Below are 25,673 nucleotides of genomic sequence, written 5' to 3'. Positions count from 1 at the left end.
AGAAACGGTTACCCCGGAGCAAGCGTTGGGAAAAGCTTTGGCGCGAGGAGTATGAGTGGATAGCCCGACCTGAAGGAGTGAATGGTTGCGCGAGCGAAGCGAGCGCAATAATGATCGACTGAAGGACACGCCCAAAACTTTTGGAATAATAGAAGAAATTATCTTTTTATAATTCACTGAAATTTCGTACTTTTGCAGTCTGAAAATCGTGGAACAGTCTGTTGAAGATTCGCCCACGCGATTCGGAAAGATATTGATAACAAATATAAAAGCAGCAAGTAATGCCAAAATTAAAAACTAAATCAGGTGCTAAAAAGCGTTTTAAGCTTACCGGAACCGGAAAGATTAAAAGAAAAGGTGCTTTCAAAAGCCACATCTTGACTAAAAAAGAAACAAAGCAAAAGAGAAATCTTACGCAAACTTCTTACGTTGCAGAAGTGGACAAAAAGAGCGTTTTACGTCAATTAGCTTTAAGATAGTTTTTATAAATCAATCGGTTTATAAGAATTAACAAATTCAGAAAATTTAACCCTGAAACGGTGCAGAAAAGTGTAATGAAATAATTTACCGCCCTTTTCAAAAAAACAAATTTAATTATGCCAAGATCAGTAAATGCCGTAGCTTCCAGAGCTCGCAGAAAAAAAGTAATTAAGCTGGCGAAAGGTTTTTTCGGTAGAAGAAAAAACGTTTGGACCGTAGCTAAAAACGCCGTGCAAAAAGCAATGCAATATGCTTACCGCGGTAGAAAAGAAAAGAAAAGAAGTTTCCGAAGCCTTTGGATCATGCGTATTAACGCGGGTGCGAGAGAACACGGAATGTCTTACTCCCAGTTTATGGGCGCTCTAAAAACGAACAACATTGAGTTGAACAGAAAAGTTTTAGCTGATTTAGCGATGAATCATCCTGAAGCGTTCAAAGCAATTGTAGATTCATTAAAATAAATGTAAAATTTTTTGTTATCAATTATAGATCTCGTACGGAATGGTGCGAGATTTCTTTTTTACAGCTGTAAATTGATCCACACTATTTTTTTGATTTGGTATTTCGGGATTGTAAAACTTCTTCAATATCATTTAAAGTAAAGGATTTTGCTTTTAGTAAAATTAAGAAGTGATACAACAAATCCGCGGCTTCATTTTTAAATAAGTCGGCGTTATCATCTTTGGCTTCAATGACCAATTCTACGGCTTCCTCTCCTACTTTCTGCGCCATTTTATTGATGCCTCTTTGATACAAATCATAGGTGTACGATTTCTCCACTTTTTGATCAATTCGCTCTGCAATGGTTTCTTCTAATTCATATAAAAAACCTTTTGAATTTTTCTCCTCAAAACAGCTGAAACTTCCAGTGTGACAAACATTTCCGGCCGGTTTTGCTTGAATTAATAAAGCATCTGAATCACAATCTTGTTTAATACTTTTTACATAAAGATAATTTTCAGAGGTTTCTCCTTTAAGCCAAATTCTGTTTTTGGTGCGGCTGAAAAAGTGAACTCGTCCGTCTTTTTGAGTTAATTCTAAAGCTTCTTCATTCATATAACCCAACATTAAAACCTGTTGTGTTCGATTGTCCTGGATAATTACAGGAATTAAACCGTTTCCTTTTTCAAAATCTAATTTCATAGGTAAATTTTTTATTATTTTCAAATGTCATATGCAATCTCATTACACTTTACTGGTATTTATTTGTAAAGTTATTGAAAGCGATTTCATCGTATGGATATTTTGTTTTGTTTTAAATTTTCTTTTAAGTCCGATATTTTTATTTCATTAAAGTGAAAGATACTCGCAGCCAAAGCTCCTGTAACATTGGTTTTAGTAAAGACTTCGGTGAAATCTTCCATCTTTCCGGCACCACCAGAAGCGATGATTGGAAGTTGACAAACTTCTGAAACGTTCTGCAGCATTCGGATATCGAAACCATTTTTCGTTCCGTCAAAATCCATGGAAGTCAGCAAAATTTCTCCGGCTCCTAAATCGGTGACGGTTTTCACCCAATCTAAAGTTTTCAATTCGGTTTTAATTTTTCCACCGTTGATGAAAACGTAGTCTTCACCGTCACTTTGCTTTGTATCAATCGCAACCACAACACATTGATTTCCGAATTGTTGGGCGATTTCCCGAACTAATTCCGGACGTCGAACTGCAGCAGAATTAATAGAAACTTTATCAGCGCCCGCTTTTAACAAAGCTGCAACATCTTGAACGGAAGAGATTCCTCCACCAATTGTAAAAGGAATATTGATTTCTAAACTGAGTTTTTCAACCAATTCAATTAGAGTTTTTCTTCCTTCTAAAGTTGCCGTAATATCCAGGAAAACCAATTCATCAGCTCCATCTTTTACATACTTTTTCGCCAATTCTACAGGATCTCCGGCAATTCGTAAATCTTCAAACTGAATTCCTTTTACCGTTTTTCCATCTTTGATATCCAAACACGGAATGATTCTTTTTTTCAACATTTTATAAAAATTTTTGAAGTTCTTTCAAAGTAATTTTCCCTTCGTATAAAGCTTTTCCGATGATGGCCCCGGAACAACCTTGTTCTTTTAAATCATCTAAATCTTTCAGGGTAGAAATTCCGCCACTTGCGATTAAAGAAACTTGGCTTTGATTTAAAATCTCTTGATATAGTTCGATCGAAGGTCCTTCCAGCATTCCATCTTTTGAAATATCGGTGCAAATCACGTCTTTTATTCCCTTCTTTTGATACGATTGAATAAAGTCAATTACATCAAGATCTGAATTTTCTAACCAACCTGAAGTTTTCACTTTTCGGTCTAAACAATCTGCGCCTAAAATTAGTTTTTCTGCGCCAAATTCTTTGATCCATTCCTCGCACAATTCCCGATTTTCCACCGCGATACTGCCAATCGTCACTTGATTTGCTCCTGCATTGAAAGCGCTTTCTAGACTTTCACGGGTTTTGATTCCACCACCAAAATCAATAATTAAATTAGTCTGAGAAGCGAGAAGTTCTAACGTTTTTAAATTTTTAATGGTTTTCGTTTTTGCACCATCCAGATCGACCAAATGCAAATATTGGATTCCGTTGGTTTCATATTCTTTCGCAATATCCAGAGGGTTTTCGTGATAGATTTTTTTCGTATCGTAATCACCTTTAGAAAGACGAACGCATTTTCCGTCGATAATATCTATGGCTGGAATTATTTTCATTTTATATTATTTTTTAAACCACAAAAGGCACAAAAGTTTTTTAATTCTTAAAGCAACAGAAAAGTTCATAAAAGTATAAAGTTTAACAGCTATACCTTTTGCGCACTTTAATATGACCAAATTTCACTTTTCCCTTTTGTGACTTTGTGGTTAATGAATTTTATTTTAGTTTTAAAAAGTTTTCGAGAATTTTTGAGCCAAAATCGCCTGATTTCTCCGGGTGAAATTGAGTTCCGTAAAAATTATCTTTCTGTAAAGTCGCACTGAAAGGTAAAATATAATCACATTCTGAAGTCGTATATTCTCCAACTTCGCAATAATAACTGTGAACAAAATAGAAATCATCTTCTTCAGAAATTCCGTCTAAAAGTTGACCACTCATCTTTTGCAAATTGTTCCAACCCATATGCGGAACAATATCTGTGGCGGGAAATTGTTCTACTTTCAAATCGAATATTCCGAGACATTTTATATTTCCTTCTTCCGAAAAATCACACAATAATTGTTGTCCTAAACAAATTCCTAAAAAAGGTTGTTGTAAAGTTGGAATTAATTCGTCCAGTTTTAAAGATTTCAAATAAATCATCGCCGTTGAAGCTTCACCAACTCCAGGAAAAATAACTTTTTCCGCATTTCTAATTTCTTCAGGATTTGAAGTTATTAAGGTTTCATAACCCAACTTTCTCACGGCATTTTCAACGGATTTCACATTTCCCGCCACATAATCAATAATCGCTATCATAATATTCCTTTGGTACTTGGGATGGAGAAATTATTATCGTCTCGCTTCACTGCATCCCGTAAAACCTTTGCAAATGCTTTAAAGATCGATTCAATTTTGTGGTGTTCATTCTCGCCTTCACATTGAATGTTGAGATTACATTTTCCCGTATCTGTAAATGATTTAAAGAAGTGATAAAACAATTCTGTTGGAACATCACCAATTTTTTCTCTTTTAAAATCTACATTCCAAACTAACCAATTTCTTCCCCCGAAATCGAGAGCGACTTGCGCTAAACAATCGTCCATTGGTAAAGCAAAAGCATATCTTTCAATACCTTTTTTCGATCCCAGAGCTTGCTCAAAACAAGTTCCCAAAACCAAAGCCGTATCTTCAATCGTGTGATGCTCATCGACTTCTAAATCACCATTAACATTAACTTCTAAATCGAAATTTCCGTGTTTTGAAATCTGTTCCAGCATGTGATCAAAGAAAGCTAAACCGGTGTTGATATTCGATTTTCCACTTCCATCCAGATTCAATTCAATTGAAATCTCCGTTTCTTTGGTTTTTCGATTGACTTTCGCTTTGCGAGGAATCTGCTTTAAATATTGATAAATTTCGTCCCAATTTTTAGTAGTTAAAGTCGCATTATCAAAATTCTCATCAGAAATGAAAATTGATTGTGTTCCGAGATTTTTTGCCAACTCGACATCTGTTTTTCGATCACCGATAACAAAGGAGTTTTTCAAATCGTAATGTCCATAAATATATTTTTGAAGCAATCCGGTCCGTGGTTTTCTGTTGGGCGAATTTTCAGATTCAAAACTATTATCAATTAAAATATCTGAAAAAATAATATTTTCATTGGCTAAAGTTTTCAACATTTTCTCCTGTGGGATTCTGAAATCTTTTTCCGGAAAAGAATCTGTACTCAAACCATCTTGATTCGTAACCATAACCAATTCGTAATCCAACTCTTTCACAATCTTGGCTAAATTCTGAATCACTTTTGGATAAAATTCTAATTTTTCTAAAGAATCTACCTGTAAATCTGTCGGCGGTTCAATAATTATAGTTCCGTCGCGGTCAATGAATAATACTTTTTGCATGATTAGTTTATTTCTGATAGTACCTTTAATAGTTCTGAATTTTCTTCAGCTGTTCCAACACTTATTCGAAGGCAGTTTTTTAAACTTGGATGTCTTAAACTTGTCAAAACACTTTTTTCTAATAATTTCTGATAGATCAATTGTGCATCCTTAAATTCAATGAGGAAAAAATTAGCATCGGAAGGATATATTTTTACGATCTCTTTAATTTGCTTTAATCCTTTTTTCAATTTTTCCTTTTCTTCCAGAATGAAAGCGATGTTATTTTCGATTTCTTCCACTTGATTCAATTGCTCCAAAGCCAATCTCTGACTTTCCGAACTGATGTTATAAGGCGGTTTTAACTTTATGAACAAACTAGAAATTTCTACTGAGGCAAATCCAACTCCAATTCGTAAACCTGCCATTCCAAAAGCTTTTGATAAAGTTTTTAAAACAATTAAGTTTGGATATTTATTTAATAATTTGACCGCAGAATCTTCTGGAGAAAACTCAATATACGCTTCATCAACGACTACTATTCCATTAAAATTTTGAATATAAAATTCTAAATCGTCAATCGAATTTCCGGTTGGATTATTAGGTGAACATAGAAATAAAACTTTAGCTTGACTTGTAGAAATTGTATCTAAAAACTTATCTTTCTCTAATTCAAAATCTGAATTCAGCTCTAGTTTTTCAACCTTTACATTATTCATTTTTGCGTAAATTTCGTACATCACAAAACTCGGATTCATAATAAGAATGGAATCTTCCGCTGGTTCGCAGAAAATACGCATGGTCAAATCGATCAATTCATCGCTTCCATTTCCTAAGAATAAATTTTCGGTTTTTGCTAGATTAATTTCGGCCAATTTCTTTTTTAACTGAATTGGATCACCGTCCGGATATCGGTTAAATTCACCAAACGGACTTTCATTCGCATCCAAATAAACCGCTTGTTTATCAATATAAGAATCGCGCAAAGTTTGGTAAGATTTCACTCCAGCCAAATGCGTACGAATCATTTTGTTTAAATTAAATTCCATTTTCTAAAGATTTTAAGCGAAGTGAAACTGCATTTTTGTGAGCGTTCAAACCTTCCGCTTCTGCCATAACTTCTATAGTTTTTCCCATATTCTTCAGTCCTATTTTTGAAATTTCCTGAATGGTTATTTTCTTCACAAAACTGTCGAGGGAAACGCCACTATAATTTTTAGCAAAACCGTTTGTTGGCAAAGTATGATTGGTTCCGCTTGCATAATCTCCGGCTGATTCCGGCGTGTAATTTCCAACGAAAATAGAACCTGCGTTTGTAATTTTCGAAATATAACTTCTCGGATTTTCTACTGCTAATATCAAATGTTCAGGTGCATAGAAATTACTGATTTCAAGCGCTTCATCCACAGATTTCAATAAAATAAAGCTGCTATTTTCTAAGGCTAATTTTGCAATTTCATTTCTTGGAAGTTCAGCTAACTGTTTTTCAATTTCTTTTAAAGTTTCATTAAAAATGATTTCGTCGGTCGAAATAAAAATGACTTGTGAATCAGATCCGTGTTCCGCTTGAGACAATAAATCTGCGGCACAAAATTCAGGATTTGCGGATTGATCAGCGATCACCAAAACTTCGCTTGGTCCTGCTGGTAAATCGATGGCGACATTATATTCCATCGCCAATTGTTTCGCTTGCGTCACATATTGATTTCCGGGACCGAAAATCTTGTCAACTTTGGGAATACTTTTTGTTCCAAAAGTTAAAGCTGCAATGGCTTGCGCACCTCCAACTTTAAAAATTTTTGTAATTCCACACAACTGCGCGGTGTATAAAATTGCCGGATTAATCGAACCATCTTTTTGTGGTGGCGTACAAAGAACCACTTCTTTACAACCTGCAATTTGAGCGGGAACAGCCAACATTAAGACCGTTGAAAAAAGTGGCGCTGTTCCGCCTGGAATATATAATCCAACTTTTTCAATCGCTCGAGATTCACGCCAACAAAGAACTCCTTCTGTGGTTTCAATTTCTTCAGTACTTCCTTTTTGAGCAACGTGAAATTTATAGATGTTTTCTTTAGCCTGATTAATTGCAGACTTTAATTCATCTGAAACTGAATTGATTGCTAATTCTATTTCTTCTTCAGAAACCAATAAGTTTTCAATATTAACCTGATCAAATTTTTCCGAGAATTCTTTTAAGGCAGAATCTCTTGCATTTTTAACGTTTAAGAAAATTTCCTCAACCGTATTTCTTAAATCTTTCTTTTCAAGAGTTGGTCTTTGTAGCAAACTTTCCCACGTATTTTGCGCCGGATATTTAATTATATTTTTCATGATCAATTAAATTACAAAACCATTTTTTCGATTGGAATCACCAAGATACCTTCGGCTCCAAACTTTTTCAACTCATCGATAATTTTCCAGAATTCATTTTCGCGAACGACAGAGTGGATACTACTCCATCCAGATTCTGCTAAAGGTAAAACCGTTGGAGATTTCATGCCTGGCAAAATTTCAATTATTTTTTCGATAGAATCGTTTGGAGCATTGAGCAAAATATATTTGTTCTCACGGGAATTAATCACAGCTTGAATTCGGAAAAGAAAAGATTCCAGAATAATTGAAATATCATCAGGAAGATTTTGGCTGGAAATTAAAACGGCTTCACTTTTTAAAACCTGCTCCACTTCTTTCAATCCGTTGTGTAATAAAGTACTTCCGGAACTTACCAAATCAGCAATGGAGTCTGCTAAACCAATACTTGGCGCGATTTCCACACTACCGGAAATTTCAACAATTTCGGCATTGATATTATTCTTATCGAAATAATTTTTAAGGATAGATGGATAAGATGTTGCAATTTTCTTCTGATCGAAAAAACTTAAATCCGTATATTCTTGATCTTTCGGAATTGCCAGTGATAAACGACAATTCGCAAAACCCAGCTTTCTTACTAAGTCAACATTTTTATTTTGTTCCAAAACTTCGTTTTCACCGATAATCCCAATATCGACAATGCCTTGTTCTACATATTTCGGAATATCATCATCACGAAGAAAAAGAATTTCTAAAGGAAAATTGGTCGCTGAATTTTTCAGTTTGCTTTTAAAATCGGGAATTTTAATTCCACATTCTTTTACAAGTTCGAGGGACTTTTCGCTTAACCGTCCGCTTTTTTGAAGGGCAATTTTTAATTTGTTCATGTTCAATTTCAAATTGGTGCCTGAACAAATGCTTTAATTTTGGATACAAAAAAAACCGTCTCTGTTCAGACGGTTTTTATTATTTTAAGTCACTTTGGACCACATTAAATCAACTCGTCTTTAGATGAGATGATGATGATGGAATAAAGCGAATGTACTTTTCATGTTGTTTTAACGGTGCAAATATAACTGATAAAAAATTTAACCTGCAAGAAATTATTTTTATTTTAACATAACTTCCTGATAAACAGCGTACAAATTTTTAGCAATTTCTTGATCATTAAATTTCTGAACAAAACCTAAACTTTTTTCTGCTCTTCGATTTCTTTCAGATTCGTTATTCCAGAGAAAAATGATCTTGGCTTTAATGTCTTCGAAATTGTGCGGATTTATGTAAGCTGAATTCTCGCCACCTGCTTCTGGGAGACAACTTAGGTTACTTGTAATCACTACCGTTCCAGAGAAAAGAGATTCAATAACAGGAATTCCGAAACCTTCGAAAAAACTTGGGTAAACGAAAATATCGGCCAGTTTATAAATGGCGGCCAATTCTTCCATTGAAACATTTTCCAGGAACTGAACCTGATTTTCTAATTTATTTTTCTTTAGAACCTTTTCTACTTTATTAAAATATTTAGTCTTTTTACCAATTACAACCAATGGAATTCCAGTTCCATCAATGGCTTTTACGATGTTTAAAAGGTTTTTTCTGGCTTCAATAGTTCCTACATTTAAAATAAATCTTTCGGGTAAATTGTATTTTTCTTTTATTTTAATTAAAAAGTCTTCACTTTGAATTTCCTTAAAAGCATGATGACAACCTTGATAAACAACTCTTATCTTTTCTTCCGGAACTTTTAAAAAATGAATAATATCCCGCTTAGTCTGTTCTGAAATTGCGATGATTAAATCGGCTTTTTCCGCGGCTTTTTTAAATTTCCAGAAATGAACTTTTCGATCAAAGAAAGAATAATATTGAGGAAATCTAAAGAAGATTAAATCATGAATGGTGACAATCTTTTTAATGGGTTTATCTTTCCATTTTAAAGGCAATTCGCCGGAAAGTCCATGGAAAATATCAGCAGTGATTTGCTGTGCATCTTTACCCATTTTGAACTGTCGGGACATTGTTCCTTTCGAAGTTTCCACAAAAGACACATTGGGCATTTTCACTACGTCTTTCCCTTTTTGGGACTGGTCTTTATTTAGAAGAACATACTCATTCTCCGGAAAATAAGTCGCTAAAATCCGGACCAAATCGCGAGAATAGTTTCCTAAACCTGAGTTGTTATTGAAGAAGCGTTTCCCGTCAAAAGCAATTTTCATGACTTTATACTATTTTGAAATTCCTGAAAAGTTCTGAATTGATATCCGGATTTCTTTAAGAACAATAAAAACTGATCAAATCTTTCGACCATTTCCTTTCCGGAGTTTTTGGTTGTAAAAGCAGGAAGTTTAAATTTTTCATCTTTAATTTCCGCAAATTCCCACGGATGAAAATAAACATTCAGATAATTGTCTTTCTTCAAAACATCTTTCGCCAGTTTTTTATAGAAACTTAGAGGGAAATTATGAAAACTCAACCAAAACAAAGGAATTCTGAAATTCGGCGATACGGAAGCCGGAATTTGTATCACATTTCCTTCTTTAAAATAGGTTCTCGACACTTTTAAATTATTATATCTTCCGGGAAGAAAAGTTGGATTCACAGATGAATTATAAGAATACCCGGCTTTTTCAACTTCTTTTTCATCAACCTTCATCATTCGCGGCATTCGAAGTCCAGTGATATTGGTGTTGAAAAGTTCCATCAATTTTTCACGAGACCTCTTTAAATCTTCAATTTCAAATTTTGAATGAAACCAAGTGTGAGAAGCCAATTCGTGACCTTCTTCTAAAAGTTGTATGATTAAACCTTTATTATTTTCAGCAAAAACAACGGTTGAAAAAAAAGTGGCTTTTGCTTCGTGCTTTTTTAATAATTCCAAGATATTTTTCAATCCTTTTCTTGATATAGAAAGCTGCTCCTCAAATGAAATATCACCTTTATACTCAAATGGCATATCAAATTCTTCAATATCAAAACTCAGTAAAATCATTATCAAAAATTTTTGGAACGAATGATATAATTGGGTCTTTCCTTCACCTGTTTAAAAATTTTTCCCAGATAAATTCCGATGATTCCAAGAATGATGAGTTGAACTCCACCAAAAAATACAACGGTCATAATTAGGGAAGCCCAGCCGGATATTTCCGTATGTTTTGTTAATGCGTGAATCACGTAAATAAGGTATCCTACAACTGCAATTGCAGAAAACAAAAAGCCTAAATATGCTGCCAAATATAATGGGCGAACACTAAATGCTGTAATTCCTGTAAAAGCAAATTTCATCATTTTATGAAGGTTATAACTGCTTTCACCCGAAGTTCTTTCACCTGCGGTAAAATGTACTCCCGTTTGACGAAAACCCATCCAGGTTGATAGACCACGAAGGAAAATATCAGATTCATTCATATTGCGAACCACTTCAACAACGGAAGAATCCATCAATCTGAAATCTGAACCACCACCTTTCACCAAATTAACATCTGAAAGGCTGGACAACAATTTATAATAAAAATGAGAGGTTTTTCTTTTAAAATATGAAATTTCAGTTGGATATTTTCGAATCGTATAAACAATGTCAAAACCTTCTTCCCACTTTTTAATTAAATCTGGAATGAGTTCGGGCGGATGTTGTAAATCGGCATCCATGGAAATTACGGCATTCCCTGTAGAGTAATCAATTCCGGCTTTTACAGCAGGTTGATGACCGAAGTTTCGCGAAAATTCAATAAATTTTATTTCCTCATTTTCGAGGGCCAACTTTTCTATATTTTTCTGCGTTAAATCACGACTTCCATCATTTACAAAAATAATTTCGGAGCGGTAATTGTCAAGCGTACGAAAAACATCTTTAATTCGATGATGAATTAAGGCAATATTATCTTCTTCATTATGTGCTGGAATTACGATCGAAATTTTCTTCACTTTTCTAATCTAATTTGTAATCATTTTCAAAATCTTTGGTCAGCAGTTCGTAGATCACGCGGAACCAAACGACACAACAAGGTAACGCTTTCAAGGAATATTTCATAATATATTCGTCTTTGAGAAATTTTGGAAATAAATCAGAAAATGAAAAACAGGTTAAAATCATTACAAAGATTAATAAACCAATTATGAGCGGTGATTTTTCTTTCTGCATAACAAACCAAATCATGACGCCTGCAACAGCAATGATAAAAGTAGGCGATTCTGAACTGGAACTAAAAAGTACGATAAACAGAAGTGTAGAAGCTAAAATCATGAGCTGAAAAGAAAGAGTTTTAAACTGACTAATTCTCAGATACGGGAGGCAAAAAACAACAATTCCGGGAAGTAAAAATGTCAGATTAGAAATATCGGCATTTCCAGAAATTCGTCTTACGATTCCCATCAAAGAGTAATCCTGACGATTCCCTAAGATTTGATTAGACGTATTTTTTTCAGATAAAGATTGAAACCAATCTGCGTAAGATTGCAGTCCAAAATGTGGACTTGAAATCAACATCGGTACTATTAAAAATAAAATACCAATTCCTAAAAAAGATAGTCCAAATTTCCATTTATTTTTGATGAAGAAAAACGCCGAAAGTCCAGCAATTCCATATAGTTTAACAAAAAATCCGACTAAAATTGAAAAGGCTGATTGTGTTTCTTTGCGTTCATAAATATAAACGGCGGATAAGATTAATAAGCCTGTCAAAGCGATATTAAACTGCAAACTAACCGCTGCAGTGATAAATTCCTGTAAACAAAGCCAAGCGAAAAAAGCTTTTTTAGCACTGGAAAACGGTAGTTTATGAATGGCGAAAAGAAAAATTGAAGTATTTGCGAGATTCCATAAAATTATTCCCAACCAGTCTGGTAATAATGCAAAAGGCGCAATTAAAACGCTGAAGAAGACGCCATAATGATTTGAATCAAAGTGAACATCTGGATATAAAAGATAAATATTTTTCTCGGCTAAAGTATTGGTAAAAACATTTTTAAAAATCATGTAATTGTTATACTTCTCGGGACCGGCACGGAATTTTGTAATCGCGGAAATGATGGAAACAAGCAAATAAATCCCAAAAATATATTTGGGATTTGCTATGAATTTAAAAAATTTATTTTTCAAGGGGATGTTGTGCGAGCAATTAAACCGCTACATTATTTTCTCTCAACGCATCGTTTAATGATGTTTTCTTATCTGTTGATTCTTTTCTTTGTCCAATGATTAAAGCGCAAGGAACTTGAAATTCACCGGCGGGAAATTTTTTCGTGTAGCTCCCCGGGATTACAACCGATCTTGCGGGAACTCTGCCTTTGATTTCAACTGGAGTTTCACCTGTAACATCGATAATTTTTGTAGAAGCAGTTAACACTACATTCGCTCCTAGAACCGCTTCTCTTTCAACGTGAACACCTTCAACAACAATACATCTTGAACCAACGAAAACATTATCTTCAATAATCACAGGCGCAGCTTGCAAAGGTTCTAAAACGCCACCAATTCCTACTCCACCACTCAAGTGAACATCTTTTCCTATTTGTGCACAACTGCCAACTGTTGCCCAGGTATCGACCATTGTACCTGAATCTACATACGCGCCGATATTTACATAAGAAGGCATCAATATTACTCCTGGAGCAATGTAAGCGCCTTCTCTCGCCACAGCATGTGGCACAACGCGAACTCCTTTTTCAGCGTAACCTCTTTTCAAAGGCATTTTATCGTGGAATTCAAAAGGACCGACTTCAATGGTTTCCATTTTTTGAATAGGAAAATACATGACGACTGCTTTCTTCACCCATTCATTTACTTTCCAGCCGTTCTCGGTAGGTTCCGCAACGCGAAGTTCGCCCAAATCGAGCTGTCGGATCACTTCGCGGATTGATTTTTTGCTGTCTTCGTTTTGAAGTAATTCCCGGTTATCCCAGATATTTTCTATGGTTTGCTGTAACATCAGTTTTTTGTATTATTTTAAATTTCTATAGACACAAATTTACAAAACTCTTCGTGCGAAAAGGTAGGCATTGTTCCAATATTTTTCGTTAAGCGAGGAAATAATAACTCCTTTAGAAGTGGACGCATGTATAAATTTCACTTCACCATCGCGGCCGATATCATTTACGATTCCTACGTGGGTGACGCGGCTTCCGCCTGAAGTGGCGAAAAAAATCAGGTCACCGGGTTTGGCTTCTTTAATTTTTATTTCTACTCCTTTTTTCGACTGATCTTCGGAACGACGCGGTAAATCGAATTTATTTTCATCAAAAACTTTTACCACCAATCCCGAACAATCGAAACCAGAAGATGTGTTTCCCGCATACTTATACGGCGCACCCAAATATTTATGCGCATCTTTAATTAACTCGCTCACCAAAGCAGAATTATTTCCGGAATAATTAGACTCCAGCACCTTAAGATTATCAACACGTTTTACGGTTTTTGTAGGTGCTTCTCTTTTCACAACTACTTTTTTAGACGAACCACATGAAAGTAAAACTGCGGCGGAGAAAGTCATTATCAAATATTTCTTCATTTTCAATTAACCAATTTTTTCAAAAATACTGAAATTATTTTTCAAGACCTCATATTTATTAGTAAAATGGTGCAATGCGCAGGACTTCGCATCTTAAATTATTCTTTGTTTTGTGCTAAAAAGCGATTATATTTAAAATTTAAAATAACAAAGATGAATCTCGGAGAATTGAAAGCATACTTCATGAATGAAATAGCAAACAAATATTCTGAACAGGAACGCAAAGTCTTATTCGAGATTTTTGGAGAAAATAAACTGGGCTTAAATTCGTTTCAACAAAGACAAGAAATGCAACTTGAAATAACTTCAGACCAAATTTCGGATTTTAAAACGGCAATTTCACGTCTAAAAATGGGCCAGCCCTACCAGCAGATATTGGGAGAAACTGAATTTTATGGAAGTAAATTTTTTGTGGATGAACATGTTTTAATTCCGAGACCGGAAACTGAAGAATTATTGGAACTGGCGATAGCGAAGATTCAAGATGCAAGATTAAAGCGCCAAGATTCAAGCTGCAAGATTTTAGATATTGGAACTGGATCTGGAATTATTCCGATTGTGTTAAAGAAATATTTTCCGAAAGCACAAGTTTCGGCTTTAGATTTTTCAAAAGATGCCTTAAAAACCGCCCAAAGAAATGCAGATTTTCATGAAGTGGAAATTAATTTTATTCATCAGGATTATTTGAATGAAAATTTAACCGAGGTTTACGATGTCATAATTTCTAATCCGCCTTATATTGGAATTGAGGAAGAAAGTGAAATCGCAGATTCGGTAAAAGAGTTTGAGCCGAAAATGGCGTTGTTTTCTCCAACTTCAAATGCGTTGATTTTCTACGAAAAGATTGCGGAAGATTGCAAAAGCCATCTGGCTGAAAACGGTTTAGTTTTTCTGGAAATCAACCAGAAGTTAGGAAAAGAAACTTTGGAACTTTTTACGGATGTTTTGAAAGAAGCTGAATTAATAAAGGATTTGTCGGGGAATGAAAGGTTTGTTTGGGGGAGAAAGTAAAATTAGTTGAGCGGTGATAGTTTAGAGATGAGAATTTGGCGCGAGCGAAGCGAGCGCCAAAAGAATCTAGAAATAACTTTTGCCAAGAAAAAAAATTATCCAACAATTTTACGTCTTTGACTTAGAGATTCTTTCTTCGTCAGAATGACAAAAATGGTGTTAGTAGAATTAATTACGCTAAGAAGTGAAAGAATTTCTTAAAATCTTTGTAAGAAAAACTGCCTGAAATTTTAGCCCCGGTTGTAGTGGAAATCCTTTTTTACAATACTTGATAAAGAATTGTAAAAAAGATTGCAGCGGAAAACGGGTAGAATCTTCGGACGAAGAAAAAATCTCCGGGCTCCTAAAAAATTAACCGATCTTCTTTTTCACGAAAACCATATACGCCATGTAAATCAACGGCAGCGACATAATTCCTAAAAATAAAGCGTTTTCCAGAGCTCTTTCAGGTTGCACCGCAATCGCATATACCAATCCGAAAAATGCGCCACCCAAATGCGCGGCATGGCCGATATTATCTTGCTGTCTTGGATTTAACATCATATAAACCGAATAGGCGAAATAAAGCGTTCCGAAAATATAGCCCGGAATGGCGATGGGAATAAAGAAAAGATACAAACCAAGATCAGGAATCATAGCAATAGATGCAAATAAAATCCCGGAAACGCCGCCACTCGCGCCAATCGCAGAATACCAAGATTGATTTTTGTAGAGATAAAGACTAAAAATATTTCCTAATAAAATTGATCCAAAGTACACGATTAAAAAGCCAACCGTACCGAAAACATCAATAACGATCGGTCCGAAGAAGTAGAGCGTCATCATGTTGAACAACAAGTGCATTAAATCTGCATGTAAAAAACCGGCAGAAATTAAGCGTACATATTCTTTGTCGCGCAAAATGGCGCCGACGTTGAACTTATACTTCTCGAAAATACTTTGATTGCTGAACGCGATATAACTGATGATCGCCGTAGCTGCAATAATGATCAATAAAACTGGACTCATAATTTATTACAAAATAAAAGTTTCGAAATCCGAAACTTTGGTTTAAACTAGTTCTGAAGTTAAACTTCGCGCTAATAATTTTTCGTGCATGGGTTTTAGTTTTTCTAAACTCCCGGTTTTTACGGTACATTTGCCTTTGTAATGAACCAGAAAAGTACATTGTTCGGCTTGCTCCAGAGTATGTTCGCAAATCTCTACCAGCGCATCGATCACGTAATCAAAGGAATTGACATCGTCATTCCATAAAATTATTTTATAGACGTCGTCCTCCTTTTCTAAGACTGCAACGTCTTCTTCGTATTCCCGCTGCGGATTTTCGTAATCCTTGATATTTACTGGAATATTATAATGTAAACCCATTCTCTTTAATTTTAAAAATTATATTCTTTAAATTAAATTTCTCCAATTTCATTCGCAAAATCATTAATGATGCTTGGTTCTTCGTAAGTCAATTCAATTAAATCAACACTTTTATTCTGCATTTTCAGAATTTTTACGTGATAATCATTGATATTAAATTCTTGATTTTCTTCTGGAATATCCTGCAACTCGTGTAATATAAATCCGGCTAAAGTGTTGTATTCACCGTCTTCTGAAAGTGGGAACATTTTTGGTAAGCTTTCATTAATTTCATCTAAAGGTTGTGTGGCCTTTACCCAAAAAACATTTTCGCCAACTTTATCTACTATTCGCTCTTCATCATCTTCCTCATCCTGAATTTCACCTACCAATTCTTCTAAGATATCTTCTAGTGTTACAATTCCTTCTGTCCCACCAAACTCATCAATTACAACTGCTAAATGCTGCTTTTTCTGTTGAAAAACTTTCAGTAAATCAGAAATCTTTTTGCTGCCGACCACAAAAAATGGATCGCGCATTAAGTCTTCTAAATCTGCATGATTGATTACCCCTTTTCGCTTTACATATTCACGGATAATTTCTTTCGCATAAAATATCCCGATGATATTATCAATTGAATCTCTGTAAACCGGAAGTCTGGAATAACCACCTTCCATGATGACCGATATAATATCTTCAACAGGTTCATCTAAATCAATAGAAGAAATGTTCTGTCGAGGCACCATAATTTGTTTCGCAGAATGATCTGTAAAATCAAAAGCATTTTTTATGATTTCGTAATTCTCTTCTTCAATCGCGCCCGAATCTGCAGATTGCTTTACCAGCAATTGTAATTCTTCAGTCGAGTGAATTTCCTGGTCTGAAGCAGGATGAATTTTTATCAAACGCAAAAAAGCATTCGACATATGATTCATCGACCAAATAAATGGTTTAAAAACCGTATAAAAAATTCGCAACGGCGCAGCAATAAACATTGTCGTAGATTCAGATTTTCTTATCGCAATAGATTTAGGAATAAGTTCTCCGAAAACGATATGCATTACGGTGATCAGTAAAAAACTAGATACCAACGATATTGTTGTAACGGTCGCAGGTGCGACGGCAAGATCAAAATATTTAAATAAGTTTTCGAAAATATGATGTAAGGCGCTTTCACCCACAAAACCTAATCCTAAAGATGCTAGCGTAATTCCCAATTGCGTAGCAGAAAGATATTCATCAAGATGTTTGATGATGTGCTCTGCCTGTTTGGCCATAGAATGACCTTCTGCTGCTTTCAGCTGGATTTGGGAGTAACGAACTTTAACGATTGAGAATTCTGCGGCTACGAAAAAACCATTGAGTAATACTAAGAATACAGCTAGTACAAGCTTGAGTATGTCCGAATCCATTTAGAAATTTAAAAAATATTGCTACAAAGATACATAAATTTACGAATTATTATTTATATATTATGCTGGAAATAAATTTATTACATAAAAAAGAACACTGATAATTACCAGTGTTCTTTGTATTTAAAAGTAAATTAAGTGTTTTAAGAATTCTTCAATGCTTCTGCTCCACCTACAATTTCTAAAATTTCATTTGTAATCGCTGCCTGACGGGCTTTATTATAAAATATTTTCAAATCATTTCTAAGGGCTTCAGCATTGTCTGTTGCTTTATGCATGGCAGTCATACGAGCGCCGTGCTCCGATGCAACTGAATCTAAAATCGATTTATAGATTTGAGTTTTAATGGATTTTGGCATTAAAACATCCAATATTTCCTTTGCACTTTTCTCAAAAAGATAATCGGTATTCAAAGCTTCTTTCTTCTCCGGCATTTTTATGGGGAGAACCTGCTCAGTTTTAACTTCCTGTGTAGCTGCATTTACAAATTTATTGTAAATCACATATACTTTGTCGAAGCTGCCTTCGCGGTAATCTCTCATTACGTTTTCCACGAAATTAGAAACGACTTCGAAACTCATTCCATCAAAAATAGCACTTTGATTGTCGTATACTTTTTTACTGCGACGAACGGCATCATAAACTTTTTTACCAACCGTCAGAATTTCAATTTCTTCAGTAGTATTTGCCAAAGCGTGATTAAGCTGTTTAATCACCGATGAATTAAATGCACCTGCAAGTCCCTTATTAGAAGTCACTACAATATAAAGCACTTTTTTAACTTCTCTTGCTTCGGTGTATGTTGATACGCCTTCAAGATCAGTTGTAGAACTTACGTTCTCAATGATTTCCTGTAATTTTTCTGAGTAAGGTCTCAACATCACAATAGCATCGGTGGCTTTCTTTAGTTTCGCAGCGGAAACCATTTTCATCGCACTCGTGATTTGCATTGTTGAAGAGATCGAAGTAATCCTTCCTCGTATTTCCTTTAAGTTTGCCATTCTCTGAAGTCAAAGTTTAAAATTCAGTATTCAAATATTAAAATCTTTGAATACTGAAAATGGTGTGTTTTAGTTGTATTTAGACGCCAATTCTGTAGCGGCTTGTTTCAAAATTCCTGTAATATCGTTGTCGATTTTACCAGCTTTAATCGCTGCCATTGTTTCAGGATGTTTTGATCTTAAAAATTCCACATATTCTTTCTGGAATTCTTTTACTTTTCTAATCGGAATATTTCTTAATAGATTTTCAGTTCCTGCATAAATCATTGCAACCTGGCTGTCCACCGGAAGTGGAGAGTTTACTGGCTGTTTCAAAAGTTCCACGTTTCTTTCACCTTTAGAAATAACCGCTTGCGTTGAAGCATCTAAGTCAGAACCAAATTTAGCAAACGCTTCAAGTTCTTTGTATTGTGCCTGGTCTAATTTCAATGTTCCAGAAACTTTTTTCATTGACTTAATTTGAGCATTACCTCCAACACGCGATACTGAAATACCTACGTTAATTGCCGGACGAACTCCTGAATTAAATAAATCTGTTTCCAAGAAAATCTGACCGTCGGTAATCGAAATTACGTTGGTTGGAATATATGCCGAAACGTCACCTGCCTGCGTTTCAATAATAGGAAGTGCGGTTAATGAACCACCACCTTTCACCAATGGTCTCAATGGTTCTGGTAAATCGTTCATTTGTGCTGCGATTTTATCATCTTTAATTACTTTCGCTGCGCGTTCCAACAATCTGGAGTGAAGGTAGAAAACGTCACCTGGATAAGCTTCACGGCCCGGTGGTCTTCTCAACAATAGAGAAAGTTCACGGTAAGCAACGGCTTGTTTAGATAAATCATCATAAACGATCAGTGCTGGACGACCAGTATCACGGAAGAACTCACCGATTGCGGCTCCAGCCATTGGTGCATAAACCTGCATCGGAGCTGGATCAGAGGCGTTTGCTGCTACTATTACGGTATAAGCTAAAGCGCCTTTGTCTTCTAATGTTTTTACAATTTGAGCAACCGTTGAACCTTTCTGTCCAATGGCTACATATATACAGAATACAGGTTCACCTGCATCATAAAATTCTCTTTGATTAATGATCGTGTCAATCGCTACAACAGTTTTACCTGTCTGACGGTCACCGATGATTAATTCTCTTTGTCCTCTTCCTACTGGAATCATTGAATCAATCGCAACAATACCTGTTTGAAGTGGCTCAGTTACCGGCTGACGGAAAATTACTCCCGGAGCTTTTCTTTCCAAAGGCATTTCGTAAGTTTCACCAGTGATTGGTCCTTTACCATCAATTGGGTTTCCTAAAGTATCAACTACTCTACCCAACATTCCTTCACCTACTTTAATTGATGAAATTCTTTTGGTTCTGTTTACGGTATCACCTTCCTTAACCAATTTAGATTCACCCAAAAGAGCTACCCCTACATTGTCTTCTGCAAGATTCAAAACGATACCTTCAACACCACTCTGGAATTTTACCAATTCCCCGTATTGTACGTTTTCTAAACCGTACACCAATGCGATACCATCACCTATTGTTAATACGGTACCTACTTCTTCTACATTAGACTGTGTCTCGAAGTTGGCGAGCTGTTGTTTAAGAATTGCAGATACTTCTGCCGGATTTATTTCTGCCATTTTATGGTTTTTTTTGTCTTAATTTAATTGAAATTCTTTTTTCAGTCGGCTTAATTTCGATTTTACCGAAGCGTCAACTTGCTGGTCACCCACTCGTAAAATATATCCTCCCAAAATTTCAGGATTGATGATTGATTTTACGTCAAATTGATTTTGATGATTTACAAGATCTGTAGACTTCAAAATATTTTGGATATTTTCTTCTGAAAGTGGCGTCGCGGAAGTCAAAGTTATTCTTTGTACTCCGTTCATATCTTCAACTTTGTTGATGTATTCCTGACCGATATTGATCAAATGAGATTCTCTGCCATGCTTAATCACCATCTCAATAAGATTGCGTGTTACCGGAGAAAAATCTTTAAAGATTTCATGGGCAATACTTACTTTTTTCTTAGAATCTACAATTGGAGAGCTGAAGAAATTCTGCAATTCCCTGGATTTATCAATCGTATTGACAAGATCTTTCATTTCTGGAAATACAGAAGATGTACTTCCTGCTTCCTGTGTGAAATTTAGAAGACCTTGCGCATATCTTTTTGCTACTTTACTGGTAACCATTCTAGTTTAAGTTAGAAGTGTTAAGAATATTTGCAACCAAAGCATCTTGTGCGCTATCGTTATCTAAATTCTTTTTCAAGATAGATTCTGCGATGTTTACAGACAAAGTTCCAATCTGACTTTTAATCTCAGAAACAGCTGCAGATTTTTCTGCCTGAATGGTTTGTCTTGCCGCTTCAATCATTTTATCACCTTCATTTCTCGCAGCATCTTTTGCTTCACCTACGATACGGTCTTTGATTTCTCTGGCTTCTTTCAAAATTTGATCACGCTCTACTTTTGCTTCGCGGATGATAATATCATTTTCAGCTTTCAAGTTTTCAACTTCCTGGCGGGCTAATTTTGCCTGATTTAGAGAGTCTACAATCGTAACTTCTCTTTCATTGATCGCACCTAAGATTGGTTTCCACGCAAATTTGGCCAATAAAATCAAAAGGATCACAAAGGTTAAAGTCATCCAAAACAATAAGCCTATTCCCGGTTCTATCATAATTGTAATTTTTTTTAATTTTTTTTATCTGGAATTTTAAAAAAATCCTTAGCAGAGCCAACCGCGCTGCTAAGAATTTGTTTTGAGGTCTCTTATTTTACGAACGCTCCGAAGATGATCGCGATCAAACCAGCACCCTCGATAAGTCCAGCAGCAATAAGCATTGCTCCTTGAATTTTACCTGCTTGTTCTGGCTGTCTTGCGATAGCATCCATAGCATGTGCACCAATTTGACCAATACCTAGACCTACGCCTAATACTGCCAAACCGATTCCTACGTAAATAAGTCCAACTCCTTGTGAAATCACTTCCATAATAAAAATATATAAAGGTTAAAAATGTTCTAAATTAACTAATGTGCTCCTTCGTGCTCGTGCTCCTGTACTGCTATACCAATAAACAAAGCGGAAAGAACGGTAAAAATATATGCCTGAAGTGCTGCCACCAATAATTCCAATACAGAAATAAATAATCCCAATGGAACCGATGCAAAACCTAAAAGCGGTGTTTTAAAAATAAAGATCAAGGACATAATTGCCAAAATCATGATGTGACCTGCCGTGATGTTCGCAAAAAGTCGCATCATCAAGGCAAATGGCTTCGTGAAAACCCCAATGATTTCAATAGGAACCATGATTGGGTACAATAACAATGGTACTGGCGGCATAAAAATATGCTTCCAGTAATCTTTGTTTGCACTGAAGACAGTTATCAACAAAGTAATGATTGCCAAAACCGCTGTTGTCGCAATATTACCTGTCAAGTTATAACCAAATGGTGCAAAGGGAATTAAACCAAACATATTGTTAAACCAAATAAAGAAAAATACAGTCAATAAATAAGGCATGTATTTCTTATATTTTTTTGCGCCAATATTTGGAATCGCAACTTCATCACGAATAAATAGAATTAAAGGCTCCATAAATCTACCAGCTCCACTTGGAACTAAAGATTTAGCATAACCTCTCGCCATTCCTATGAAAATTAACAGCATGAAAAATATCGAAATAAAGATTGCTGCTACATTTTTCGTAATCGAGAAATCATAAAAAGCATTATCTGAATTATGTTTTCCGCTCATTACCGAGAATAATTTTGCTTGTTCTAAACCTTGCGTTGATTTTACAATACCATGATCTAAAGTGTAACCTTCGTGCTCATGACCGTGCGCAATTGCACTAGACATGAAAGTATGAAGTCCGTTTTTGTCTTTAATAATAACAGGCAATGGTATAGAAACGTGTTTTTCTTCTGGAGTTCCTTCGTTCAATGTCCACAAATGCCACTCATTAGCATCGCTAATGTGGCTCATGATCATATCTTTCGCATTGAATTTTTGATTATCCTCCTGGATTTTTTGCTCTAAACTTTTGGGTGCATTAGCTTCTACATGCTCTTGCGCATAAGTAAAAACACCGGAAAGCGTTAGAAATAAAAGTAAAAATAAAGAAGAAATTCTCTTGTTCATAAGTCAAATTTATCGGTTTGCAAATATATTGAATTTATTAAAACTTACCAATACAAAAAATTGATTTTTATCAGGAAAAAATTATGACTTATTCAGCAACCGTATTACTTTAAAATAAAGGAAAACCGACATGACTACAAAAACACCGATTACTGCCAAAAAATTAAAGGTGTTGTTTTCCAGCTGGTAAAGCCAGAAACCTACCCACAGCAGATCTTTTATAATATTTAAACCCAAAAATTTCATTGCAGAATTCTCTGTTCCGACGATATATTTTTTAAAAAGATAAAAAACTGCCACATTAAGAATTGCAGCAGAAAGGACTAAAAACATAATTTGTATAATATTCATGCGTCAAAAATAAGCAACTTTACGATAATTGAACGAAAATCCTTATTTTTGCAAATCTTAATGATAAATTATGTTTAATAGCTTACAGGATAAATTAGATAAAGCGCTTCACAATATTTCTGGGCGCGGGAAAATTACCGAAATTAACGTTGCTGAAACCGTAAAGGAAATTCGCCGCGCGTTGGTTGATGCCGATGTGAATTATAAAGTTGCGAAAGATTTAACCAAAAGAGTTCAGGACGAAGCACTCGGTCAAAATGTATTGACCAGTTTAACGCCGGGACAATTAATGACCAAAATCGTTCATACCGAATTGGTAGCATTAATGGGTTCTACGCACGAAGGAATTAATCTCTCTGGTAAGCCCAGTGTTATTCTTATTGCCGGTTTGCAAGGTTCTGGTAAAACAACCTTCTCCGGAAAATTAGCAAATTATCTTAAACAAAAACGCAGTAAAAAACCCCTTTTAGTAGCTTGTGACGTTTACCGTCCGGCGGCGATTGAGCAGTTGAAAGTTTTAGGAGGCCAAGTTGGTATTCCTGTTTATACAGAAGAAGGCGCACTAAATCCGTCTTCCATTGCGGAAAACGCGGTAAAATTTGCAAAGGAAAATGGTCACGATGTTGTGATTGTAGATACCGCAGGTCGTTTGGCGATTGATGAAGCGATGATGAACGAAATTAAATCTGTTCATTATTTTATTAAACCTGACGAAACGCTTTTCGTGGTTGACTCCATGACAGGACAGGATGCCGTAAATACTGCGAAAGCCTTTAATGATGCTTTGAATTTTGACGGTGTTGTTCTTACCAAATTAGATGGTGATACGCGAGGTGGAGCTGCTTTGACCATTCGTTCTGTAGTAGAAAAACCAATTAAGTTTATTTCTACAGGGGAAAAAATGGAAGCACTTGATGTTTTCTATCCGGAAAGGATGGCGGATCGTATTCTTGGAATGGGGGATGTTGTTTCCTTGGTTGAAAGAGCGCAGGAACAGTTTGACGAAGAAGAGGCCAAAAAACTTCATAAAAAAATTGCCAAAAATGAATTTGGTTTTGATGATTTCTTAAAACAAATCAATCAGATCAAAAAAATGGGAAATATGAAGGATCTGATGGGAATGATTCCAGGAGTTGGGAAAGCCATCAAAGATGTAGATATTCAAGATGACGCTTTCAAACATATTGAAGCGATCATTCATTCGATGACACCAGAAGAAAGAAGAAGACCTTCTATCATCAATACTCAAAGAAAAAACCGAATTGCAAAAGGTGCCGGAAGAAAAATCGAAGATGTAAATGCTTTGATGAAACAATTTGAGCAAATGGGCAAAATGATGAAGATGATGCAAGGTCCACAAGGAAAACAGATGATGGAAATGATGAGCAAAGGAATGCCGAAAGGGGCAGGAATGCCTGGTGGTAATTTGTTTGGAAAATAAAATTACTCATTAATATAAAACAAAAATCCTGAGGAATAATTCGCAGGATTTTTTTATGCAAGATTTCTACTTAACTACTCTTCCCGCTGTCTTTTTTCTTCGCGGCCGTACGCGTTGATAATTTTTCTCACCACAGGATGGCGAACCACATCTTCTTCAGTAAGATGTACAAATCCAATTTCGTCGACGTCTTTTAGAATCCGCATCGATTCTTGTAGACCTGATTTCTGGCGCATCGGCAAATCAACCTGACTTGGATCGCCCGTGATAATAAATTTTGCATTCATTCCCATTCGGGTAAGAAACATTTTCATCTGAGAATGAGTTGTATTTTGCGCTTCGTCTAAAATGACGAAAGCTTCGTCTAAAGTACGGCCTCTCATAAAAGCGAGCGGCGCAACTTCTATAACTTTTTTCTCAATAAAACCTTCTAATTTCTCATGCGGAATCATATCGCGCAACGCATCGTAAAGTGGCTGTAAATACGGATCTAACTTTTCTTTTAAATCGCCCGGCAAAAATCCCAGACTTTCCCCAGCTTCTACTGCTGGTCGGGTAAGAATTATTCTTTTTACTTCTTTATCGCGCAAAGCCCGAACTGCCAAAGCAACGCTGGTATATGTTTTACCAGTTCCCGCCGGACCGATCGCGAAGACCATATCTTTTGTTTCAGAAACTTTAACCAACTTTTTGAGGTTGGTGGTTTTCGCTTTAATAATTTTACCGTTTACGCCTTTAACAATGATATCCTGATCAAAAACCAATTGTTTTTCCGCATCGTCTTTAAAATTTAAGATGCCCTCAACATCTTTTAATGTCATTGAATTATTATCAGATAAAAAATTTATTATATCCTCCAGTTTAGCCCGAAAAACATCCAGCGCTTCCTGATTTCCTTTCGCGAAGACCGAATGGTCTCTTCCTGTAATTTTAAGAGTAGGGAATTTTGATTTCAATAAATTAAAATATTGATTATTTACGCCGTAAAAACTTTTAGAATCTATTCCTACGATTTCATAGTTGAGTTCAAACATATAATATAAGTTTTGAATTTATTTTTTATTAAAAGTATCAAATTTATTTTAAATAATACCTTTACTTTTCCACAATGGTGCACGAAATATTTTATTTAAACTAAATTT

The 25,673-nt window shown here is 35.4% G+C and carries 29 protein-coding genes; 4 read left to right on the top strand and 25 right to left on the bottom strand.

Features of this window, described 5'->3' with window-relative positions; all coding sequences use genetic code 11:
• Positions 1 to 281: 281 nt before the first annotated feature.
• Positions 282 to 479 carry a 50S ribosomal protein L35 gene (gene rpmI, locus LC814_RS00995; protein ID WP_012782450.1) on the top strand — a complete coding sequence of 66 codons (198 nt, stop codon included), beginning with the start codon at positions 282 to 284 and terminating at the stop codon, positions 477 to 479.
• Between the two features lie 117 nt (positions 480 to 596).
• Entirely contained in the window at positions 597 to 941 is a 345-nt protein-coding gene (gene rplT, locus LC814_RS00990; RefSeq protein ID WP_226064489.1) for a 50S ribosomal protein L20, read from the top strand.
• Between the two features lie 82 nt (positions 942 to 1,023).
• Here rplT and hisIE read toward each other — a convergent pair whose 3' ends face one another.
• From hisIE to LC814_RS00920, 14 genes are all read right to left on the bottom strand, one after another.
• Positions 1,024 to 1,623, bottom strand: coding sequence for a bifunctional phosphoribosyl-AMP cyclohydrolase/phosphoribosyl-ATP diphosphatase HisIE (gene hisIE / locus LC814_RS00985; RefSeq protein ID WP_226064488.1), 600 nt, complete (start codon positions 1,621 to 1,623; stop codon positions 1,024 to 1,026).
• Between the two features lie 86 nt (positions 1,624 to 1,709).
• Positions 1,710 to 2,462, bottom strand: a complete 753-nt coding sequence (gene hisF / locus LC814_RS00980) for an imidazole glycerol phosphate synthase subunit HisF (RefSeq protein ID WP_226064487.1) — start codon at positions 2,460 to 2,462, stop codon at positions 1,710 to 1,712.
• Between the two features lies 1 nt (position 2,463).
• Positions 2,464 to 3,177: a 1-(5-phosphoribosyl)-5-[(5-phosphoribosylamino)methylideneamino]imidazole-4-carboxamide isomerase gene (hisA, locus tag LC814_RS00975; protein WP_226064486.1), complete on the bottom strand. Its 714-nt coding sequence runs from the start codon at positions 3,175 to 3,177 to the stop codon at positions 2,464 to 2,466.
• Positions 3,178 to 3,337: 160 nt separating this feature from the next.
• Positions 3,338 to 3,919 carry an imidazole glycerol phosphate synthase subunit HisH gene (gene hisH, locus LC814_RS00970; protein WP_226064485.1) on the bottom strand — a complete coding sequence of 194 codons (582 nt, stop codon included), beginning with the start codon at positions 3,917 to 3,919 and terminating at the stop codon, positions 3,338 to 3,340.
• On the bottom strand, positions 3,916 to 5,010 hold the full coding sequence (gene hisB, locus LC814_RS00965; RefSeq protein ID WP_226064484.1) for a bifunctional histidinol-phosphatase/imidazoleglycerol-phosphate dehydratase HisB: 1,095 nt from the start codon (positions 5,008 to 5,010) through the stop codon (positions 3,916 to 3,918). Before hisB ends, hisH begins: the two co-directional genes overlap by 4 nt.
• A gap of 2 nt (positions 5,011 to 5,012) precedes the next feature.
• Positions 5,013 to 6,038: a histidinol-phosphate transaminase gene (hisC, locus tag LC814_RS00960; RefSeq protein WP_226064483.1), complete on the bottom strand. Its 1,026-nt coding sequence runs from the start codon at positions 6,036 to 6,038 to the stop codon at positions 5,013 to 5,015.
• The gene (gene hisD / locus LC814_RS00955) at positions 6,028 to 7,323 is read right to left on the bottom strand and encodes a histidinol dehydrogenase (protein ID WP_226064482.1); all 1,296 of its coding nucleotides are present in this window, start codon (positions 7,321 to 7,323) and stop codon (positions 6,028 to 6,030) included. The genes hisC and hisD overlap by 11 nt, the downstream gene beginning before the upstream one ends.
• An 11-nt stretch (positions 7,324 to 7,334) precedes the next feature.
• Positions 7,335 to 8,192 carry an ATP phosphoribosyltransferase gene (gene hisG / locus LC814_RS00950; RefSeq protein WP_226064481.1) on the bottom strand — a complete coding sequence of 286 codons (858 nt, stop codon included), beginning with the start codon at positions 8,190 to 8,192 and terminating at the stop codon, positions 7,335 to 7,337.
• Positions 8,193 to 8,414: 222 nt separating this feature from the next.
• Positions 8,415 to 9,518: a glycosyltransferase family 4 protein gene (locus tag LC814_RS00945; protein WP_226064480.1), complete on the bottom strand. Its 1,104-nt coding sequence runs from the start codon at positions 9,516 to 9,518 to the stop codon at positions 8,415 to 8,417.
• Positions 9,515 to 10,291, bottom strand: a complete 777-nt coding sequence (locus tag LC814_RS00940) for a polysaccharide deacetylase family protein (RefSeq protein WP_226064479.1) — start codon at positions 10,289 to 10,291, stop codon at positions 9,515 to 9,517. Before LC814_RS00940 ends, LC814_RS00945 begins: the two co-directional genes overlap by 4 nt.
• Before the next feature lie 2 nt (positions 10,292 to 10,293).
• Positions 10,294 to 11,223: a glycosyltransferase family 2 protein gene (locus LC814_RS00935; RefSeq protein WP_226064478.1), complete on the bottom strand. Its 930-nt coding sequence runs from the start codon at positions 11,221 to 11,223 to the stop codon at positions 10,294 to 10,296.
• Between the two features lie 4 nt (positions 11,224 to 11,227).
• Positions 11,228 to 12,403 carry a glycosyltransferase family 87 protein gene (locus LC814_RS00930; protein ID WP_226065841.1) on the bottom strand — a complete coding sequence of 392 codons (1,176 nt, stop codon included), beginning with the start codon at positions 12,401 to 12,403 and terminating at the stop codon, positions 11,228 to 11,230.
• 13 nt (positions 12,404 to 12,416) lie between these two features.
• Positions 12,417 to 13,229, bottom strand: a complete 813-nt coding sequence (locus LC814_RS00925; RefSeq protein WP_226065839.1) for a 2,3,4,5-tetrahydropyridine-2,6-dicarboxylate N-succinyltransferase — start codon at positions 13,227 to 13,229, stop codon at positions 12,417 to 12,419.
• Between the two features lie 36 nt (positions 13,230 to 13,265).
• Positions 13,266 to 13,805 (bottom strand): C40 family peptidase, encoded by a 540-nt coding sequence (locus tag LC814_RS00920; RefSeq protein WP_226064477.1) that lies wholly within the window; start codon positions 13,803 to 13,805, stop codon positions 13,266 to 13,268.
• A gap of 153 nt (positions 13,806 to 13,958) precedes the next feature.
• Here LC814_RS00920 and prmC point away from each other — a divergent pair, with 153 nt between their 5' ends.
• Positions 13,959 to 14,816 carry a peptide chain release factor N(5)-glutamine methyltransferase gene (gene prmC / locus LC814_RS00915; RefSeq protein WP_226064476.1) on the top strand — a complete coding sequence of 286 codons (858 nt, stop codon included), beginning with the start codon at positions 13,959 to 13,961 and terminating at the stop codon, positions 14,814 to 14,816.
• A 351-nt stretch (positions 14,817 to 15,167) separates the two neighbouring features.
• Here prmC and LC814_RS00910 read toward each other — a convergent pair whose 3' ends face one another.
• From LC814_RS00910 to LC814_RS00865, 10 genes are all read right to left on the bottom strand, one after another.
• Complete coding sequence (locus LC814_RS00910; protein WP_226064475.1) at positions 15,168 to 15,824, bottom strand: rhomboid family intramembrane serine protease; 657 nt, start codon at positions 15,822 to 15,824, stop codon at positions 15,168 to 15,170.
• Between the two features lie 42 nt (positions 15,825 to 15,866).
• Positions 15,867 to 16,184: an ATP-dependent Clp protease adaptor ClpS gene (locus tag LC814_RS00905; protein ID WP_226064474.1), complete on the bottom strand. Its 318-nt coding sequence runs from the start codon at positions 16,182 to 16,184 to the stop codon at positions 15,867 to 15,869.
• Between the two features lie 32 nt (positions 16,185 to 16,216).
• Positions 16,217 to 17,575 (bottom strand): hemolysin family protein, encoded by a 1,359-nt coding sequence (locus tag LC814_RS00900; RefSeq protein WP_226064473.1) that lies wholly within the window; start codon positions 17,573 to 17,575, stop codon positions 16,217 to 16,219.
• 143 nt (positions 17,576 to 17,718) lie between these two features.
• Positions 17,719 to 18,576: an ATP synthase F1 subunit gamma gene (atpG, locus tag LC814_RS00895; protein ID WP_226064472.1), complete on the bottom strand. Its 858-nt coding sequence runs from the start codon at positions 18,574 to 18,576 to the stop codon at positions 17,719 to 17,721.
• A gap of 69 nt (positions 18,577 to 18,645) precedes the next feature.
• Positions 18,646 to 20,223, bottom strand: coding sequence for a F0F1 ATP synthase subunit alpha (atpA, locus tag LC814_RS00890; protein WP_226064471.1), 1,578 nt, complete (start codon positions 20,221 to 20,223; stop codon positions 18,646 to 18,648).
• Between the two features lie 18 nt (positions 20,224 to 20,241).
• Entirely contained in the window at positions 20,242 to 20,781 is a 540-nt protein-coding gene (gene atpH / locus LC814_RS00885) for an ATP synthase F1 subunit delta (RefSeq protein WP_226064470.1), read from the bottom strand.
• A 1-nt stretch (position 20,782) separates the two neighbouring features.
• Positions 20,783 to 21,271 carry a F0F1 ATP synthase subunit B gene (gene atpF / locus LC814_RS00880; RefSeq protein WP_226064469.1) on the bottom strand — a complete coding sequence of 163 codons (489 nt, stop codon included), beginning with the start codon at positions 21,269 to 21,271 and terminating at the stop codon, positions 20,783 to 20,785.
• A gap of 92 nt (positions 21,272 to 21,363) precedes the next feature.
• The gene (locus LC814_RS00875) at positions 21,364 to 21,585 is read right to left on the bottom strand and encodes an ATP synthase F0 subunit c (protein ID WP_226064468.1); all 222 of its coding nucleotides are present in this window, start codon (positions 21,583 to 21,585) and stop codon (positions 21,364 to 21,366) included.
• Between the two features lie 38 nt (positions 21,586 to 21,623).
• Positions 21,624 to 22,739 carry a F0F1 ATP synthase subunit A gene (gene atpB / locus LC814_RS00870; RefSeq protein ID WP_226064467.1) on the bottom strand — a complete coding sequence of 372 codons (1,116 nt, stop codon included), beginning with the start codon at positions 22,737 to 22,739 and terminating at the stop codon, positions 21,624 to 21,626.
• Between the two features lie 81 nt (positions 22,740 to 22,820).
• Positions 22,821 to 23,090 (bottom strand): hypothetical protein, encoded by a 270-nt coding sequence (locus LC814_RS00865; RefSeq protein WP_226064466.1) that lies wholly within the window; start codon positions 23,088 to 23,090, stop codon positions 22,821 to 22,823.
• A 70-nt stretch (positions 23,091 to 23,160) separates the two neighbouring features.
• Between LC814_RS00865 and ffh the strand changes: the two genes are divergently transcribed.
• On the top strand, positions 23,161 to 24,531 hold the full coding sequence (ffh, locus tag LC814_RS00860) for a signal recognition particle protein (protein ID WP_226064465.1): 1,371 nt from the start codon (positions 23,161 to 23,163) through the stop codon (positions 24,529 to 24,531).
• A 74-nt stretch (positions 24,532 to 24,605) separates the two neighbouring features.
• Here the strand turns inward: ffh and LC814_RS00855 are convergent, their stop codons facing one another.
• Positions 24,606 to 25,565 carry a PhoH family protein gene (locus LC814_RS00855; protein WP_226064464.1) on the bottom strand — a complete coding sequence of 320 codons (960 nt, stop codon included), beginning with the start codon at positions 25,563 to 25,565 and terminating at the stop codon, positions 24,606 to 24,608.
• Positions 25,566 to 25,673: the final 108 nt, after the last annotated feature.

The sequence above is a fragment of the Kaistella polysaccharea genome, assembly GCF_020410745.1.
Classification (GTDB): Bacteria; Bacteroidota; Bacteroidia; order Flavobacteriales; family Weeksellaceae; genus Kaistella; species Kaistella polysaccharea.
Note: the sequence above shows the minus strand (reverse complement) of the source record. Positions and strands in the feature narration are given on the sequence as shown.